The organism is Xanthomonas prunicola, assembly GCF_002846205.1.
Taxonomy (GTDB): Bacteria; Pseudomonadota; Gammaproteobacteria; order Xanthomonadales; family Xanthomonadaceae; genus Xanthomonas; species Xanthomonas prunicola.
On sequence record NZ_PHKV01000003.1, the window covers coordinates 147,284 to 162,808 of the forward strand.

Consider the following 15,525-nt stretch of genomic DNA (forward strand, 5'->3'; position numbering starts at 1 on the left):
TAGCGCTGGCGCCGATGCATTGGGCGATTTCAGCGCGTCTGAGCGATGCAATCGGCCGACAGGTGTGCGAAGTCACTGCGCTTCAATGCGCTTAAAACCTTGTCGACATGCGACGACCGCTGCAGTCTGTCCCATGGCAGTTGCGCGGAGGCATTGCCCCTTGTCAGGCAGCGAATGCTCGCCACTGCCGGGCTGACGAGCTCAACTTGCAGGCTTTCGGACTCACCGCGTAACGACGTCTGGATAACAAGTCCGTGCGCATGCTCGCCCTACCGGCCCGGCGCCGGGCGTGCGGGTCCCGAGCGATCTGCACTGCAACCTTAGGAACTTTCGGAGGTGCTTATGTCGTTCCGGCAATTTCCCGCAATTGGTGCAGATGGCGAGTCTTACGTCATCATCGAATTCCGCGACGAGCAACAACCACGTGCAAATCCGCAATCGGCGCCGCGTTACGAGCTTCCCGACGGCCGACATCTGCAACGTCAGGGGCAGCGCTTCGTCACCGACGGCGGTGAGCTGCGCCTTTCCGCGCTCTAGGGAACGGCTACCAATACCTCTCGCGTCGTTATCTTGCAGCCGTGGGAGGCGCACAGGAACCGCAATGAGCGAAGAGTACGTGCCGATTCAGGGCACCGCGACCATCTAAAGACGGCGCCATCGTCCAGCTAGCTGCTCCGGACGGCATTGGTCATTTTTTGACCACCTACCGCACAGCCCTTGCGGCGCAAGGGCTGTGCGCAGTTATCCACATGCTTGTGCAAGTTTCATCCACACCCTATGTGGATGAAATCGATAGCAGCACGAGTCGTCCTCGTATCGCGATCAGCCATCGGATCGCTCCAGCACACGGCCAATCCCACTGCGATCGATCTCGCTGCCTGCTGTTGCCAATGCCGCACGATCGCTTCCCGCCTCAAAGCCGATACGGAAATGCAGCTCGCCCACTGGCGTGCGCGATGAATGGATCGACGAGAGGTTCACGCCGTGGCGCTCGAAGACATGTAGCAACGCACGCAGCGAACCGGGCTGGTCCTCAGGCAGATATACGCTCAGTGTCAGCGGCTCGGTCAGGTCGGCCAGCAAATAGCCCACGCGCTCGTAGGTGTAATTGCCTGCCGCAAGCGCATCCTGTTGCAGGGCCTGCGCGTTGTCGTGCAGGAATTGCTGCCGAAATTGCGCACGCGCCGCATCGTCGCCTTGCGCGACCAGTGCGCGCAGCTGCTGCAATTGCGACAGCAGCCGATCGAGCATCTCGCCGACATATGGGTTACCGAACTGGATGTCTTCGTAGATCGACGGGTTGAGCGAGAGAATGCGCGCGATCACCGCGGTATCCAGCTCGAACGATGCCGAGCGATACGGCATCAGCGCGCGCAACTCGCCCAGCAGCGGTGCGTAGTCGCGCAAGGTGCCGGCCTGTGCCAGATGGGTGGCGTGCACCATCGCCTGCACCAACGCCATCACGCGGTCGTGGTGCTCGGGAGTGGCGTACACGCATTCGGCCTGAAGCGCCTCGCACAAGCGCTGTACCCAGCCCGACCAGTACTGCAACCGCGCCTGGCAGACCACCATCACGCGCCCTTTCAAGGTTGGCGACTTGGGTGGTGCGGTCATCGGATGCAGGCCGACCACCTCCGCTTGCGAGGTCAACATCGCAGCGACCGGCGCCTGCTTGATTGAGGTGACATCCAGCCATAGCTGCGAGGCAGCGCGCGCGCCGGCCAGTTCCACATACTGCTCGATCACTGCGGCGGTATGGCGAATTGGCGCGGCGAAAATCAGCACGTCCGCACGCTGCGCCAGCGTGGCTTCGTCCATGATGCCGCTGTCGGCCGGATCGAACCCGATCACCTCCAGCTGCATGCGCGTGCGCAGGAACTGCGCCAGCCAGCGCCCGTACGCGCCGGCGATGCCGACGATGCCGACCACCGGCTGCGCGATCATGCCAATCGCTCTACAGCAAATCGCGGCGTCGCGGCCAGTGCGGCCGGCGCAGCGGCCAGCACGTCGAACTCTTCGAAGCCAGCCGCCAGTGTCGCTTCCAAGGCGCTGTGCACGCCGCTGAGTGCGTGCCCCACCGCCTGCTCGAATGGCACATCGCGCAATAGCAACCCGACCAGCAGCGCCATCAAGACATCTCCTGTACCGGCAACATCGACCGGCAGGTGCGGGCTGGCCCAGCGATACACCGCCGCGTCGCTGACCGCCAAGGTCACCAGCTCACCTGCGGCACCGGCCACGCTGTGTGCAAGGACCCACTGCGGCCCACGGGCCAGCAGCGCGCGCGCAGCAACGATGGCATCGTCCTGCTGCAGGCTCGGCAGTCCGGTCAGCCGACCCAGCTCGAACGCATTGGGCGTCACCAGCCAGGCATACGGCAGCAAGCGCTCGCCGAACACGCGTTCCAGACCGGGTTCTACATAAGGACCGGTATGCGTGTCGCCGATCACCGGATCCAGGCAATAGCGCAGCTGCGGTGCCTGCGGCAGGGTCTGCTCCAGCCAATCGGCGAAGGCTTCGCCATTGGCCAGGCTGCCGAAATAGCCGGAGACCAGCATGCGCGCCCGCTGCGGCAACCCGCGCTCGGTAGCGCCCAACAACAGATCGGCCAGCCAGTCGGCCGGCAGGATGCGCCCGCGCAAGGTCGCGTAGAACGGCGCATTGCTCAGCAGCGTGGTCGGCACCTCCGCCACACGCAGGCCCAGCGCGCGCAGCGGCGGCACCGCAGCGCTGTTTCCGGCATGCCCATAGACCAACTGCGATTGCACCGAGATCACATCGATCGGCGAAGGACCATCCGGACGCTGGCGGCGACCGTGGACGAGGTGGCTGTCGGGTGCATCGCTCATGAAGGCGGCCGTGCTGGGAAGAGATGCCGACGATTATCCGCGCAACCTTGCACGTGTGCCGTGGATGCACGCTGTGATCGGCAGCTGGCGTTTTGAAAACAGTACGCGGGCGATCTCACCACATCCAAGCCAGATGCCGACGCCAGCCAGCGCAGCGGTGCGCGCAATACCGCAGGCATGCGCAATGAAACCGCTACAAGTCAGCCCAATCATGCTGCACCCGGCTGACTCGGTTCGAATCACTCACGGCTTCGCTTCGCTAGCGCTACAGGCGAAAGTGTTCTGCGCTAGAACGCGCGGCGGATGCGTCAAACCGGCACGTGTCACGCAAGCAATCCGGTTCCTGCGCAGCGCCCGAGGACACCGTCCGCATTGCGCGACCTTTTCAACCTGCCAAAAATAACCCGACGTGCAGCAAGCCGCGCGCCGGGCCATCGTGGCATGACGCCGCTCGCGTCAGGACGTCATCCGATCCCAAAAACCCTTGACCCCATCGATGAACGTGGCCGACTTGGGCGAATGCTTGCGTGCATCCTCGCCGGTGAACGTCGCTTCGAACTGCTGCAGCAGCTCGCGTTGATCGGCGGTGAGATTGACCGGAGTCTCTACCACTACGCGGCAATACAGATCGCCCTCGCTACGGCTACGCACCGAACGCACGCCCTTGCCGCGCAGGCGGAACAACTTACCGGTCTGCGTCTCGGCCGGAATGCGGATTTCCGCTTCGCCGCCGAGGGTCGCAACGCGCACGGTGTCGCCGAGCGCGGCCTGCGAAATGCGGATCGGCACTTCGCAATGCAGGTCGTCGCCGTCGCGCTGGAAGATCGCATGCTCGCGCACGCGCACTTCCACATACAGATCGCCCGGCGGCGTGCCGGCCGGGCCGGCCTCGCCTTCGCCTGCAAGACGAATCCGGTCGCCGGTATCCACACCGGCCGGCACCTTGATCGACAGTACCTTGTCTTCTTCCACGCGACCGGCGCCGTGGCAGACCTTGCACGGATTCTGGATCAGCGTGCCGCGCCCATCGCAATGCGGGCAGCTCTGCTGCATGGCAAAGATGCCGCGCTGGATGCGCACCTGGCCGCGTCCGTGGCAGGTGCCGCACACTTCCACCTTGCCGTCTTCGGAACCGCTGCCGTGGCAGGGCTCGCATTCGACCAGGGTCGGGATCTCGATGCGGCGCTCGATCCCGGCGACGGCTTCTTCCAGATCCAGTTCCAGTACGTAACCGACGTCGGCACCACGTCGCGCAGCGCGCGGACCGGCGGCGCCACCGCCAAAAATATTGCCGAAGATATCGCCAAAGATATCTCCCATGTCCGGGCCACCCGGCCCACCGCCACCACCGCCCATGCCGTGCTCGAACGCCGCATGGCCGTGCGCGTCATAGGCACGCCGCTTATTGCCATCGGACAGCACTTCGTAGGCTTCCTTGCATTCCTTGAACGCCGCTTCGGCAGCAGCATCGCCAGGATTACGGTCCGGATGGTGCTTCATCGCACAGCGCCGGTACGCCTTCTTCAGCTCCTCGTCGCTGGCGCCACGGGCAACGCCCAGCACTTCGTAGTAATCGCGTTTGCTCATAAGCCGGTATCGGGGATTCGTGATTTGGAATTCGTTGAAACGCAAAAGCGGACAGCGTGTGCTGGTCCGCCCTGGCGACGCGACGCGTAAAGGATATCGGGATGGGGATCGGCACCTTTAGCGGCTACCAATCCCCACGCCCGACTCCCAAATCACGGCTTACTTCTTGTCGTCCTTGACTTCGGTGAACTCAGCGTCCACCACGTCATCGGCGGCCTTGGACGCCTGTGCATTGCCGCTGGCGGCATCGGCGCTGCCGCCCTGCTCTGCTGCCGCAGCGGCTGCATACAGCGACTGACCGGCTTCTTCCAGGGTCTTGCTGCGCGCTTCGATCTGCGCCTTGTCGTCGCTCTTCATGGCGGTTTCCAGATCCGACAGTGCCGCTTCCACCTTGCCGATCACATCGCCACCGACCTTGCTGCCATGCTCGGTGATCGCGGTGCGGGTGGCGTGGATCAGGCCATCGGCCTGATTGCGGGCCTGCACCAGCTCCTGGAACTTCTTGTCTTCCTCGCGGTTGGCTTCCGCGTCGGCGACCATGCGCTGGATCTCTTCGTCCGACAGACCGGAACCTGCCTTGATCTCGACCTTCTGTTCCTTGTTGGTCTTCTTGTCCTTGGCCGACACGTGCAGGATGCCGTTGGCGTCGATGTCGAACGAGACTTCCACCTGCGGCATGCCGCGCGGCGCCGGCTCGATGCCGGACAGGTCGAACTTGGCCAGCGACTTGTTGAAGCGGGCCTGCTCGCGCTCACCCTGCAACACGTGCACGGTCACGGCCGACTGGTTGTCTTCGGCGGTGGAGAAGGTCTGTGAGGCCTTGGTCGGGATGGTGGTGTTCTTTTCGATGATCTTGGTGAACACGCCGCCCATGGTTTCGATACCCAGCGACAGCGGGGTCACGTCCAGCAGCAGCACGTCCTTGACGTCGCCGGCCAGCACGCCGCCCTGGATCGCAGCACCCACGGCCACGGCTTCGTCCGGATTGACGTCCTTGCGCGGTTCCTTGCCGAAGAAATCGGCAACCGCCTGCTGCACCTTCGGCATGCGGGTCTGCCCACCGACCAGGATCACTTCGTTGATGTCGCTGGCGCGCAGGCCGGCATCGTTCAACGCGGTGCGGCACGGTTCGATCGACTTCTTGACCAGGTCCTCCACCAGCGCTTCGAGCTTGGCACGGGTCAACTTGATGTTGAGGTGCTTCGGGCCCGACGCATCGGCGGTGACGTACGGCAGGTTCACTTCGGTCTGCTGGCTGGACGACAACTCGATCTTGGCGCGCTCTGCGGCGTCCTTCAGGCGCTGCAGCGCCAACGGATCCTTGCGCAGATCGATGCCCTGATCCTTGTTGAATTCGTCGACCAGGTATTCGATGACGCGGTTGTCGAAGTCTTCGCCGCCCAGGAAGGTGTCGCCGTTGGTGGCCAGCACTTCGAATTGCTTTTCGCCATCGACTTCAGCGATTTCGATGATCGATACGTCGAAGGTGCCGCCGCCCAGGTCGTACACGGCAATCTTGCGGTCGCCGCCGTTCTTGTCCAGGCCATAGGCCAGGGCGGCCGCGGTCGGCTCGTTGATGATGCGCTTGACGTCCAGACCGGCAATGCGGCCGGCGTCCTTGGTCGCCTGGCGCTGGCTGTCGTTGAAGTACGCCGGCACCGTGATCACCGCTTCGGTGACCTTCTCGCCGAGGTAGTCTTCAGCGGTCTTCTTCATCTTCTCCAGCACGCGCGCAGAGATTTCCTGCGGCGCCATGCGCTTGCCATCGCTGGTCTGCACCCAGGCATCGCCGTTGTCGTGGGCAAGAATGCCGTACGGCATGTGCGAGATGTCCTTCTGCACTTCGGCGTCGGTGAACTTGCGGCCGATCAGGCGCTTCACCGCGTAGAAGGTGTTCTTCGGGTTGGTCACCGCCTGGCGCTTGGCCGAGGCACCGACCAGCACTTCGCCGTCCTTGGTGTAGGCGACGATCGAAGGCGTGGTGCGGTCGCCTTCGGAGTTTTCGATGACGCGGGCCTTGCCGCCGTCCATGATCGACACGCACGAATTCGTGGTGCCGAGGTCAATACCAATGATCTTGCCCATGGATACGCTCCTGATGATTCTGTAGCTGTGTCCGGCGACGCCGGGTCTGGCTGAGATGTGGGGGTGGTGCGCAGGTGTTCAAGCCACCGGCGCACATCTGTGTTTCATGCCTGCGCCTGGCAGTTCAGCCGGCGCTGCGGTTCAGTCGTGCTTGGCCACGACCACCAGGGCCGGGCGCAGCAGGCGCTCGTTGAGCAGGTAGCCCTTCTGGAACACCTGCACCACGTGGCCCGGCGCGATGCCCTCGGCCTCGCCCTGGCTGATCGCCTGGTGCTGGTCGGGGTTGAACGGCTGGCCGACCGGGTCGAGCAGGGTCAGGCCGTTGTCGGCCGCGACCTTGAGCAATTGCTTGTAGGTCATGTCCAGGCCATCGCGCAGCGGGCTGGGTTCGGTGCCGGCCGCGGTCAGGCCGGCGTCCAGGCTGTCGAACACCGGCAGCAGCTCGCCCAGCAGCTTCTCGTTGGCGAACTTGCGTGCGTTCTCAACGTCGCGGGCGATGCGCTTGCGCTGGTTTTCCAGATCGGCCCGCTCGCGCAGGGCATCGGCCTTGACCAGCGCGATCTCGCTGCGTAGCGACTCGATCTCGGCCTTGAGCGGATCGGTCTCGGGTGGGTTCTGGGACAGGTCTTCGGAGTCGAATTCGGGGTGGTCTTGGTTCATGTGCAGTTCCCGGGCAAGCGGAACGCCCGCCCCAACGTCACCCCGTATGTGGGCGCGCGCGCGCGTTTCAAGCAAAACGATCGTATCGATCGCTGCCGCTTATCGCGTGCCGGGCGGTTCCATGGCCGCGCCCAGCACCTGGGCGGCGGTCTGCACCAGCGGAATCACCCGGTCGTAGGCCATGCGTTTGGGCCCGATCACGCCCAGCACGCCCAGCACCTGGCCATTGGCGGCATACGGCGCGGTGACCAGGGAGACATCGTCCAGCGACAGCATGCCGGTCTCTTCGCCGATGAAGATGCGCACGCCCGGCGCCTGGATGGTGCGTTCGAGCAGCTGCAGGATCTCGCGCTTGCTGGCGAAGGCCTCGAACAGCTCGCGCAGCCGGTCCAGGTCCGACAGGTCCTGCACGCCCATCAGCCGGGTCTGCCCGGCCATCACCATGTCGTCGGCGTCGGCCGGCACCAGCGCCTCGCTGGCCAGATCCACGCTGTGCGCCAGCAGCTGCTCCATCTCGTTCTTGGCCATGCGCAGCTCGCGCAGCAGCGAGGCGCGGATGTCCGACAGCGCGCGCCCGGCAAATTGCGCATTGAGGTAATTGGCCACCCGCTCCAGTTCGGCCGGCTCGTAGGCGCGGCGCGGCTCGATCACCCGGTTCTGCACTTCGTTGTCGGCAAACACCAGGATCGCCAACACCCGGCGCGCGTCCAGCGCCACGAAGTCGATATGCCGGAACGCGAACTGCTCGCGCCGCGGCGCGCTGACCACGCCGACGAAATGGCTCATCGCCGACAGCATCTGCGAGGCGCTGCCCAGCAGCGACTGGGTGCCGTTGCCGCTGGCAAGCTCCGCGCGCAGGCGGCGCACTTCTTCCTCGCCGGGCGGCTGCATCTGCACCAGGCTGTCGACAAACACCCGGTAACCGTGCGCGGTGGGCACCCGCCCGGCCGAGGTATGCGGGGAGCTGAGCAGCCCCACATCCTCCAGATCGGCCAGGATGTTGCGGATGGTAGCTGGACTGACGTCCAGCCCGGCATGCTGGGCCAGGGTTTTCGAGCCCACCGGCTCGCCATCGCGGATGTAGCGCGCGATCAGCGTGCGCAGCAGCTGACGGGCGCGGGGGTCGAGCATTGGGGACTGGGACGCGCGCATGGGATCATCCGGTGAGACTGGGCATAGATAATGTCTGGCCCCGGGGATGGCAAGCATCCGATTCCCTGTCTGCCCCTCCCACCCTAAGCTTCCCCAAAGCATTCACACTCGACCTCATGCTCAGACACCTCTCGATCAAGGATTTCGCCGTCGTCCGCGCCACCGAACTGGAATTCGGGCCGGGCATGACCGTGGTATCGGGCGAAACCGGTGCCGGCAAGTCGCTGATGGTGGACGCGCTGGGCTTTCTGTCCGGTCTGCGCGCCGACAGCGGCGTGGTCCGCCACGGCGCCGACCGCGCCGAACTGTCTGCCGAATTCCAGTTGCCAGCCGAGCACCCGGGCCTGGCCTGGCTGGCCGAGAACGAACTCGATGACCAGGCCCAATGCCAGCTGCGCCGGATCATCCGCGCCGACGGCGGCTCGCGCGCCTGGATCAACGGCCGCCCGGTCACTTCCTCGCAGTTGGCAGAACTGGCCTCGAAACTGGTCGAAATCCACGGCCAGCACGAGCATCAGGCGCTGATGGCCCGCCACAGCCAGCTCGCCCTGCTCGATGCCTATGCGCGTAACAGCGCCCAGCGCGAACAGGTGCGCCAGGCCAGCCAGCGCTGGCAGGCACTGCTGGACGAGCGCGATGCGCTATCGGCGCAAGGCGATGTCTCCGACCGGATCGGCTTTCTGGAGCATCAGCTTGCCGAACTGGAACGCGAGGACCTGGATCCGGCCGCAATCGCCGCGCTGGACGTCAATCACCGCCGCCAGGCCCATGCCACCGCGCTGATCGGCGCCTGCGACAGCGTCGCCCAGCAGCTCAATGGCGACGACGGCGCCAGCGCGCTGGGCCTGTTGCAGGACAGCCGCCACGATATCGCCCGCGTCGCCGAGCACGAGCCCCGGTTGGGCGAAGTCGACGCACTGCTGGACAGCGCCGTCATCCAGATCGAAGAAGCGCTCGCCTTGCTCGACCGCGTGCGCGACGACCTGGAGGCCGACCCGGCCCAGTTCGAGGCCATGGAACGCCGCCTGGGCCGCCTATACGATCTGGCGCGCAAACACCGCGTCACCCCGGACGAACTGGCCGCGCACCGCGACCGCATGAGCCAGGAAGTGGAGAACCTGCGCGGCGCCGACGAGCGCCTGCAGCAGCTGGACAAGCACATCGAGTCAGCCACCGGCGTCTGGCGCAGCGCAGCCGGGGTGCTCAGCGACAGTCGCAAGACCGCCGCCGAGGCCTTGTCCACCGCCACCACCACGCTGATCGGCGAGCTGGGCATGGGCGGCGGGCAATTCCTGATCCAGTTGCAGCCGCAGGACACGTTGCGCCCTGACCCCAACGGCGCCGAGCGGGTGGAGTTCCTGGTTGCCGCCAACGCTGGGCAGCCGCCCCGCCCCTTGCGCAAGGTCGCCTCCGGCGGTGAGCTGTCGCGGATTTCGCTGGCCATCGAAGTGGCGGCGCTCGGCCTGGACAGCGTGCCGACCATGGTGTTCGACGAAGTGGATTCGGGCATCGGCGGCGCGGTGGCCGACATCGTCGGGCAGAAGCTGCGCGCCCTGGGCGAAGAACGCCAGGTGCTGTGCGTCACCCACTTGCCGCAGGTCGCCGCCAAGGGCCACGCGCATTACCGGGTCAGCAAGGCCCCGGTGGACGGCATGACCCAGAGTGCGGTCGAACTGCTCGGCCCGCAGGCCCGTCAGGAAGAACTGGCGCGCATGCTGGGCGGCGTGGAAGTGAGCAAGGAAGCGCGCGCGGCAGCTCGCAAGCTGTTGCAGAGCGCCTGATCGGAGACGAGCGGCCCGCACGCTGTCGTCAAGCACCGCGTCGGTGCATGCTTGCTGCAACTAATCAGCACCCTTGGAGCCGCCTGCGCAGGCCTCATGCATTGAGGCGGCCATTCGAGGCCCCGTTCGCTTGTCCCGCTCGCGAGGCTCCCGACTGACGAGCCTCCCTGCCCTCGTCACCGAAGCTCTCCGCACCCGCTGACGTGGCTCCATCGCCCCCGCCCGCAGGGTAGGGGGCGAGAGCGAATGGAGACACGGGCCATGCAGCCAATCCACCACCACGCCCCACAAATGCACAAGGCGGCCGAAGCCGCCTTGTCTTGGCACCTGCAAACCACGGAACTCAGCGCGGACGCTTCTTGCGCACGTACAGGACCAGCGAATGCTCTTCCAGTTCGTAGCCGTGCTTGGCAGCGATCTGGCGCTGCAGCGCCTCGATTTCCTCGCTCTCGAACTCGATGACATGACCGGTATCCACATCGACCATATGGTCGTGGTGACCGCCGCGATCCAGCTCGTACACAGCCTGCCCGCCTTCGAAATTGTGCTTGAGCACCAGGCCGGCGGCCTCGAACTGGGTCAGCACCCGATACACCGTGGCCAACCCGATCTCGTCGCCGTGGTCTAGCAGTTGCCGATAGATGTCTTCTGCGCTGAGGTGGTGCTGGTTGCTCTTCTGTTCGAGCAGCTCCAGGATCCGCATCCGCGGATGGGTCACCTTGAGCCCGACTTTGCGCAGGTCGTGGGTTTCCATATGTTCTCCGTTCATTGGCGATTTAGCGCCAGCTGCCATCAAACGGGTCGCGGCGACCGGCGGAAGTGTATCATCGGCGTGATTTCCTCAGCACTTAATCCCCGATGCGTAATCTCCTGCTGGTCGCCGCCGTTGCTCTTTCCACCGCTGGCTGCGGCATCATCTACAAGCAGCCGATCTACCAGGGCAATCTGATCAAACAGACCGCCGTGGAGCAACTGCAGGTAGGCCAGAGCAAGCAGCAGGTCAGCGCGTTGCTGGGCACCCCTTCGATTCCAGACCCGTTCCACGCCCAGCGCTGGGACTACACCTCCACGCAGCGTGTGGACCGTCTGGCGCACACCGAGGTCAAGAACTTCACCGTGTTTTTCGAGAACGAGCAAGTCGTGCGCTGGGAAGGCGACTATTTCCCGTCGCAGGACGAGCAGTTGGCCAAATCCGCGCCCAAGCAGTTCGGCCGCAACCTGGCACGCGACAAGAAGAAGCAGCGCGGCCGTTGATGCGGTTGCTCGGCGGTCTGTCGATCGCCTGAGTGTCGGCATGACCAAACAAGAACGCATCCCTTCGAACGGATGCGTTTTTCGTTGTCACTGCTGCCGAACAGCGGTTTGATCCCGCGCCCCAGCGCTGACCCCAAGATCATCCATCGCGCCTTTTTGTCAGGCGTCTCGCCTCGACATGCGCTTGTTCGAACTCGGCCGACGCGCGTGATTCGTCAAGACAGCGCCCTAGAAGAGCTCGCTTTGTCGCGACGCTTACATGCGGCACAGCGCGCGCAAACCGCTAGGTGTCGGGACCAGCTTTTTTGCTTGGTCCTGCACGGCGACGCCGCGCCTCCTTCGGGTCCAGCAGCAGCGGCCTGAGCAATTCGACCCGGTCGCCTTCGCGCAATACCTGCTGCGGGCGTGCGATCAGCCCATGTACCGCATGCGCTGCAGGCGCGTGCTCCGACGCCAAACCGGAGAGTGCGACTGCGTCTGCCACCGTTGCGCCGTCGGGCACGTCCAGCTGCACCGCGCTGTAGCGATCCGGCCAAGCCAGCACGACCTCGATGCGCATACTGCAGCGCTGCCTAGACGTCGCCGCGGTCGGCGACGCGCACGAAATCGTTGACCATGCGGTCGGCCAGGCCCTGGAACCCCAGCGCCAGCGCAGGTCCCAGCAAGCGCGAGCTGGTCTCCACTTCCATCGTCAGACTGACCTTGCAGGCATTCTCGCTCAGCGCCTGGAACTCCCACAGGCCTTCCAGGCGCTTGAACGGGCCGTCGCGCAGATGCATGACGATGCGCTCGGGGCGCTCAAGGATGTTCTCGGTGGTGAACCAGGTGCGGAACGACCCCAGCCCCAGATCCAGGCGCGCCACGATATGCGCGTGGTCCTGTTCGAGCACATGGGCGGCGTCGCACCAGCCGAAGCGGCGCGGATAGGCTTCGACATCATTGACCAGATCGAACATGCGGGTGGCGCTGTGTTCGACCAGGGCGCTGCGACGGATGGTAGGCATTCGCTAACTTGTGAAAGACGGAAGATCGTTTGACGACACCGAATCGGCGACAATGGGCGGATGAGCAAGAAACCAACCAAGGATAAAGCAAACGGCGCGAAGGCCACGAAAACCATCGCGTTGAACAAGCGTGCGCGCCACGAATACCACCTGGAAGAACGCTACGAAGCCGGTCTGGCGCTGCAGGGCTGGGAGATCAAGGCAATCCGCGCCGGCCGCGCCAACATTGTCGACGGCTACGCGTATGTCCGCTCCGGCGAGATCTACTTGATTGGCGCGCAGATCACCCCGCTGATCCAGGCCTCCACCCATACCGTGCCGGTAGAACGCCGCGACCGCAAACTGCTGCTGCACCGGGCCGAGATCGACAAGGTCCTCACCCGCGTGGAGCGCGAGGGCTACACCCTGGTGCCCACCGCGCTGTACTGGAGCAGCAACAAGGTGAAGCTGGAAATCGCCCTGGCCAAGGGCAAGCAGAATCACGACAAGCGTGACGCCGCCAAGGACCGCGATTGGCAGCGCGACAAGCAGCGCGTGATGCGGCGGCATAACCGAGATGCGTGAGTAGCCGGGATTGGGGATTTGGCATTGGGGATTGGTAACGGCAAAACCGGTCGCAGCAGGCGCTTGCATGGTTCCTTGCCCTGGCGAGCGACGCTGCGCGTACAGCCCATGCGTTTGCGAATCCCGAATCCCAAATCACGTCGCCCCAAGCATGCGCATCAAATTCGGCACTCCCCTGCCCTGCACATAGTGATCGCGCTGCAGATCGGTGCAGGTGTCAAGCATCAGCTGCTTGACCCGGTCAGGGAAACCGATGAACTCGCGGCGCGCCGATAAAAACCCGGCCAACACGCCGGAGACATGCGGTGCGGCCATGCTGGTGCCGCTCATTTCCACCATCAAACTGGCCGGATCGTTGGGGTCGAAGTCGTAGTAGGCCGACAGGATCTTCTCCCCTGGCGCGACCACATCCGGCTTGCTGCGACCGTCGGCGGTGGGCCCGCGCGACGAAAAATACGACACGCCATAGTTGTGCGGGCTGCTCTTGTGTACTGAGCCAACCACGATGGCGTCTTCCAGATTTCCCGGGTCGCTGATCGACAGATCCATGTTGGCTGCATACGCATCGCCATCGTTGCGCATCAACCAGGCCAGGCCTTCGTTGCCGGCAGCGATCACCACCAGCACACCTTGCCGCCACAGCCGCCGCAATTCGTTGCACAGCGGCGTAAACCCGCAGCCGTAGCTCTCTGGATCGAAACAGCCACCCAAGCTCAGATTCACGCCATGGATGACCAGTTCTCCCGCACGTTCGTTGATTGCAGCGATCTGCTGTATTGCTTTGATCATCCACGAATCGCGGCCATTTCCAGCATCGTCGAGCACCTTGAAGCCATACAGCTGGGCGTCTGGCGCCATGCCGGCAAACTCCAGCGTGCGGCCGGACGTACCACTTGCATCGGGAATCGAAGCCCGACACTGGCCGGCAATGATTCCGGCGATATGCGTGCCGTGCCCATGCCGATCGAGCCGGGTAAACGCCGTGCCGTCGGCACGGGTCAGCCGTTTGGGCGCACCGCGCCGCGTGCAGTCCCATTGCGCCACCACGTTGTCGCGCTCGCCCTTGACGAAAAAATGCGGATGACTGGCTGCGATGCCGGTATCCAGCACCGCCCAACCGATGTGCTGACCGCGCGCGCGATATGCAGTCCGCGCCGCATCGGCGTGCAGCACATTGCCGGATTCATGGATCAACGCGCGTTTGCCGGCGTCTCGCCACACCCGTCGAAAGCCCAACGTGCGATAACGATCCTGCAGCGATTCGATCTCGAATCGAGTCAACCGCGCGGACACGAAACGCTGCAGACTGTCTTCCAGTTCGATCGCCTCATCCAACGCATCGCCGCTCAGGCCGGTGGTGCGGGCAGCAGCTTCGCGTACGTGCTGCAACAGCAATGCGCGCACACCGTCGGGATCGTTGCCCAACACGCGGCGATCCAGTTCGATCAGCACGTCGTGTCGGTGCTCCGGGCCGTGCGCTTCGAGCTGCTCGCTGAGATCCTTGATCAGCACCGCATTGGACACCGGCTGATCGAAGCCCACACCCACGGCTTGGCGCACCGCAGCGCGCACCTGCGGAATCGACAAATACCCGGAGCCGGAATGCGGGTTGTGCTGCCAGTCCGGATTCAAACGCGCAGCGGCCAAATTTTCGAAACGCCCCCTCGCGTTGGCGATATCGTCGGTAAGATCCGGATCCAGCGCGATCGGGTCGCGCGTTTCAGCCACATTGATCCAACGCTGCACACACTCGGGAAACGGCAGTTTGCGCGTACCGGTCCAGCGCTTGAACATGCTACGCACCTGCGGCAACCCGAGTGGCGAGCCCAGGGTGACGAACAGGCTGACCTCGCAGTCGGCGGCCTGTAGCTGACGCAGCACATCGAACGCGATCATCGAGCCCTGGCTATGCGCCACCACTACGAATGGCCCGCCCCCTGCGCGCAGCCGCTGCGCCAGGCTTTCGCGCATCAGCGCCGCACGCTCCGGCACGAAGAACAGGTCGTGCACGTCCTGCAGCAACGCAGCGGAAATCAGCCGCAGCAGCACCCGGTTGATTGCATCGATGGCGCCCATGGCGTGCACGCTGCCGGGTGCGGACGCTCCCTCCAGTTCGTCCAGCAAGTGATGCAGATCCACACGCTCCTGTTCGCTCTGCGCCAGCGCATCTGCCAACAGGTGCAAGTCGTGTTCGCCCGGCACCAAGCCGAGCGTACTCAGGGCGCGCTGCACGCTCTGATTGAGTGCCGGCCCCACATCACGCGCATCGCAATTGCCTGGCTCGGCCACCGGGTACCGCTCGCGATTGACCCAATACGCCAGGCGCGTGCGCTCGCCCATCGGCCGCCCGAACAAGGCCTTGTCCCACTGACAGCGCAACACCTCGGCCGGCGGCTTGTTGCCGATGCCATGGATGTAGATCACGGTACGCGCCTTGCCCTGCACGCGGCTCACCCTGGGCTCCTGCACCTCGACCTGCTGCGCGCGCCTTGCGCGCGGCCGTGCCGGTTTTTCCGTGCTTGCAGCCGCCTTGCGCGGTACTGCACGCGCAGGCGTCGAACGTGGGGGCTTGCCTGTCGCCATCGCTTC

The 15,525-nt window shown here is 64.6% G+C and carries 14 protein-coding genes; 4 read left to right on the top strand and 10 right to left on the bottom strand.

Translation table 11 applies throughout. From position 1 onward, the window contains the following. The first annotated feature begins 342 nt into the window (after positions 1-342). Entirely contained in the window at positions 343-537 is a 195-nt protein-coding gene (locus XpruCFBP8353_RS10655; protein ID WP_101363224.1) for a hypothetical protein, read from the top strand. 285 nt (positions 538-822) lie between these two features. Here the strand turns inward: XpruCFBP8353_RS10655 and XpruCFBP8353_RS10660 are convergent, their stop codons facing one another. The 6 genes from XpruCFBP8353_RS10660 to hrcA all read right to left on the bottom strand — a co-directional run bounded on the left by XpruCFBP8353_RS10660 (position 823) and on the right by hrcA (position 8,312). After that, positions 823-1,944 carry a prephenate dehydrogenase gene (locus tag XpruCFBP8353_RS10660; RefSeq protein ID WP_101363225.1) on the bottom strand — a complete coding sequence of 374 codons (1,122 nt, stop codon included), beginning with the start codon at positions 1,942-1,944 and terminating at the stop codon, positions 823-825. Continuing rightward, complete coding sequence (gene pdxY / locus XpruCFBP8353_RS10665; RefSeq protein WP_101363226.1) at positions 1,941-2,849, bottom strand: pyridoxal kinase; 909 nt, start codon at positions 2,847-2,849, stop codon at positions 1,941-1,943. Before pdxY ends, XpruCFBP8353_RS10660 begins: the two co-directional genes overlap by 4 nt. Positions 2,850-3,305: 456 nt before the next feature. Continuing rightward, the gene (gene dnaJ / locus XpruCFBP8353_RS10670; RefSeq protein ID WP_101363227.1) at positions 3,306-4,436 is read right to left on the bottom strand and encodes a molecular chaperone DnaJ; all 1,131 of its coding nucleotides are present in this window, start codon (positions 4,434-4,436) and stop codon (positions 3,306-3,308) included. A gap of 159 nt (positions 4,437-4,595) precedes the next feature. Beyond that, positions 4,596-6,521, bottom strand: a complete 1,926-nt coding sequence (gene dnaK / locus XpruCFBP8353_RS10675) for a molecular chaperone DnaK (protein WP_101363228.1) — start codon at positions 6,519-6,521, stop codon at positions 4,596-4,598. A 141-nt stretch (positions 6,522-6,662) separates the two neighbouring features. Further along, entirely contained in the window at positions 6,663-7,181 is a 519-nt protein-coding gene (grpE, locus tag XpruCFBP8353_RS10680; RefSeq protein WP_010366360.1) for a nucleotide exchange factor GrpE, read from the bottom strand. A 99-nt stretch (positions 7,182-7,280) separates the two neighbouring features. Further along, complete coding sequence (hrcA, locus tag XpruCFBP8353_RS10685; protein ID WP_162301021.1) at positions 7,281-8,312, bottom strand: heat-inducible transcriptional repressor HrcA; 1,032 nt, start codon at positions 8,310-8,312, stop codon at positions 7,281-7,283. Positions 8,313-8,449: 137 nt separating this feature from the next. Here hrcA and recN point away from each other — a divergent pair, with 137 nt between their 5' ends. Beyond that, the gene (gene recN / locus XpruCFBP8353_RS10690) at positions 8,450-10,114 is read left to right on the top strand and encodes a DNA repair protein RecN (RefSeq protein WP_101363230.1); all 1,665 of its coding nucleotides are present in this window, start codon (positions 8,450-8,452) and stop codon (positions 10,112-10,114) included. Between the two features lie 343 nt (positions 10,115-10,457). On the opposite strand, the gene fur is transcribed toward recN, so the two are convergent. After that, positions 10,458-10,868, bottom strand: a complete 411-nt coding sequence (gene fur / locus XpruCFBP8353_RS10695) for a ferric iron uptake transcriptional regulator (protein ID WP_005988392.1) — start codon at positions 10,866-10,868, stop codon at positions 10,458-10,460. A gap of 104 nt (positions 10,869-10,972) precedes the next feature. Here fur and XpruCFBP8353_RS10700 point away from each other — a divergent pair, with 104 nt between their 5' ends. Next, positions 10,973-11,368, top strand: coding sequence for an outer membrane protein assembly factor BamE (locus XpruCFBP8353_RS10700; RefSeq protein ID WP_011258737.1), 396 nt, complete (start codon positions 10,973-10,975; stop codon positions 11,366-11,368). 283 nt (positions 11,369-11,651) lie between these two features. Here the strand turns inward: XpruCFBP8353_RS10700 and XpruCFBP8353_RS10705 are convergent, their stop codons facing one another. Together XpruCFBP8353_RS10705 and XpruCFBP8353_RS10710 are read right to left on the bottom strand one after the other, a co-directional pair. Further along, entirely contained in the window at positions 11,652-11,927 is a 276-nt protein-coding gene (locus XpruCFBP8353_RS10705; RefSeq protein ID WP_101363231.1) for an RnfH family protein, read from the bottom strand. A 13-nt stretch (positions 11,928-11,940) separates the two neighbouring features. Then, entirely contained in the window at positions 11,941-12,372 is a 432-nt protein-coding gene (locus tag XpruCFBP8353_RS10710) for a type II toxin-antitoxin system RatA family toxin (protein WP_101363232.1), read from the bottom strand. 60 nt (positions 12,373-12,432) lie between these two features. On the opposite strand from XpruCFBP8353_RS10710, the gene smpB reads away from it, so the two are divergent. Then, the gene (smpB, locus tag XpruCFBP8353_RS10715; RefSeq protein ID WP_010366344.1) at positions 12,433-12,936 is read left to right on the top strand and encodes an SsrA-binding protein SmpB; all 504 of its coding nucleotides are present in this window, start codon (positions 12,433-12,435) and stop codon (positions 12,934-12,936) included. Positions 12,937-13,071: 135 nt separating this feature from the next. Here the strand turns inward: smpB and XpruCFBP8353_RS10720 are convergent, their stop codons facing one another. Continuing rightward, positions 13,072-15,519 (bottom strand): S8 family serine peptidase, encoded by a 2,448-nt coding sequence (locus tag XpruCFBP8353_RS10720; protein ID WP_101363233.1) that lies wholly within the window; start codon positions 15,517-15,519, stop codon positions 13,072-13,074. Positions 15,520-15,525: the final 6 nt, after the last annotated feature.

Bases quoted from the DNA above. Each gene is read 5' to 3' on its own strand.
- XpruCFBP8353_RS10655 (WP_101363224.1), top strand. From the start codon at position 343: ATGTCGTTCCGGCAATTTCCCGCAATTGGTGCAGATGGCGAGTCTTAC.
- XpruCFBP8353_RS10660 (WP_101363225.1), bottom strand. From the start codon at position 1,944: ATGATCGCGCAGCCGGTGGTCGGCATCGTCGGCATCGCCGGCGCGTAC.
- pdxY (WP_101363226.1), bottom strand. From the start codon at position 2,849: ATGAGCGATGCACCCGACAGCCACCTCGTCCACGGTCGCCGCCAGCGT.
- dnaJ (WP_101363227.1), bottom strand. From the start codon at position 4,436: ATGAGCAAACGCGATTACTACGAAGTGCTGGGCGTTGCCCGTGGCGCC.
- dnaK (WP_101363228.1), bottom strand. From the start codon at position 6,521: ATGGGCAAGATCATTGGTATTGACCTCGGCACCACGAATTCGTGCGTG.
- grpE (WP_010366360.1), bottom strand. From the start codon at position 7,181: ATGAACCAAGACCACCCCGAATTCGACTCCGAAGACCTGTCCCAGAAC.
- hrcA (WP_162301021.1), bottom strand. From the start codon at position 8,312: ATGCTCGACCCCCGCGCCCGTCAGCTGCTGCGCACGCTGATCGCGCGC.
- recN (WP_101363230.1), top strand. From the start codon at position 8,450: ATGCTCAGACACCTCTCGATCAAGGATTTCGCCGTCGTCCGCGCCACC.
- fur (WP_005988392.1), bottom strand. From the start codon at position 10,868: ATGGAAACCCACGACCTGCGCAAAGTCGGGCTCAAGGTGACCCATCCG.
- XpruCFBP8353_RS10700 (WP_011258737.1), top strand. From the start codon at position 10,973: ATGCGTAATCTCCTGCTGGTCGCCGCCGTTGCTCTTTCCACCGCTGGC.
- XpruCFBP8353_RS10705 (WP_101363231.1), bottom strand. From the start codon at position 11,927: ATGCGCATCGAGGTCGTGCTGGCTTGGCCGGATCGCTACAGCGCGGTG.
- XpruCFBP8353_RS10710 (WP_101363232.1), bottom strand. From the start codon at position 12,372: ATGCCTACCATCCGTCGCAGCGCCCTGGTCGAACACAGCGCCACCCGC.
- smpB (WP_010366344.1), top strand. From the start codon at position 12,433: ATGAGCAAGAAACCAACCAAGGATAAAGCAAACGGCGCGAAGGCCACG.
- XpruCFBP8353_RS10720 (WP_101363233.1), bottom strand. From the start codon at position 15,519: ATGGCGACAGGCAAGCCCCCACGTTCGACGCCTGCGCGTGCAGTACCG.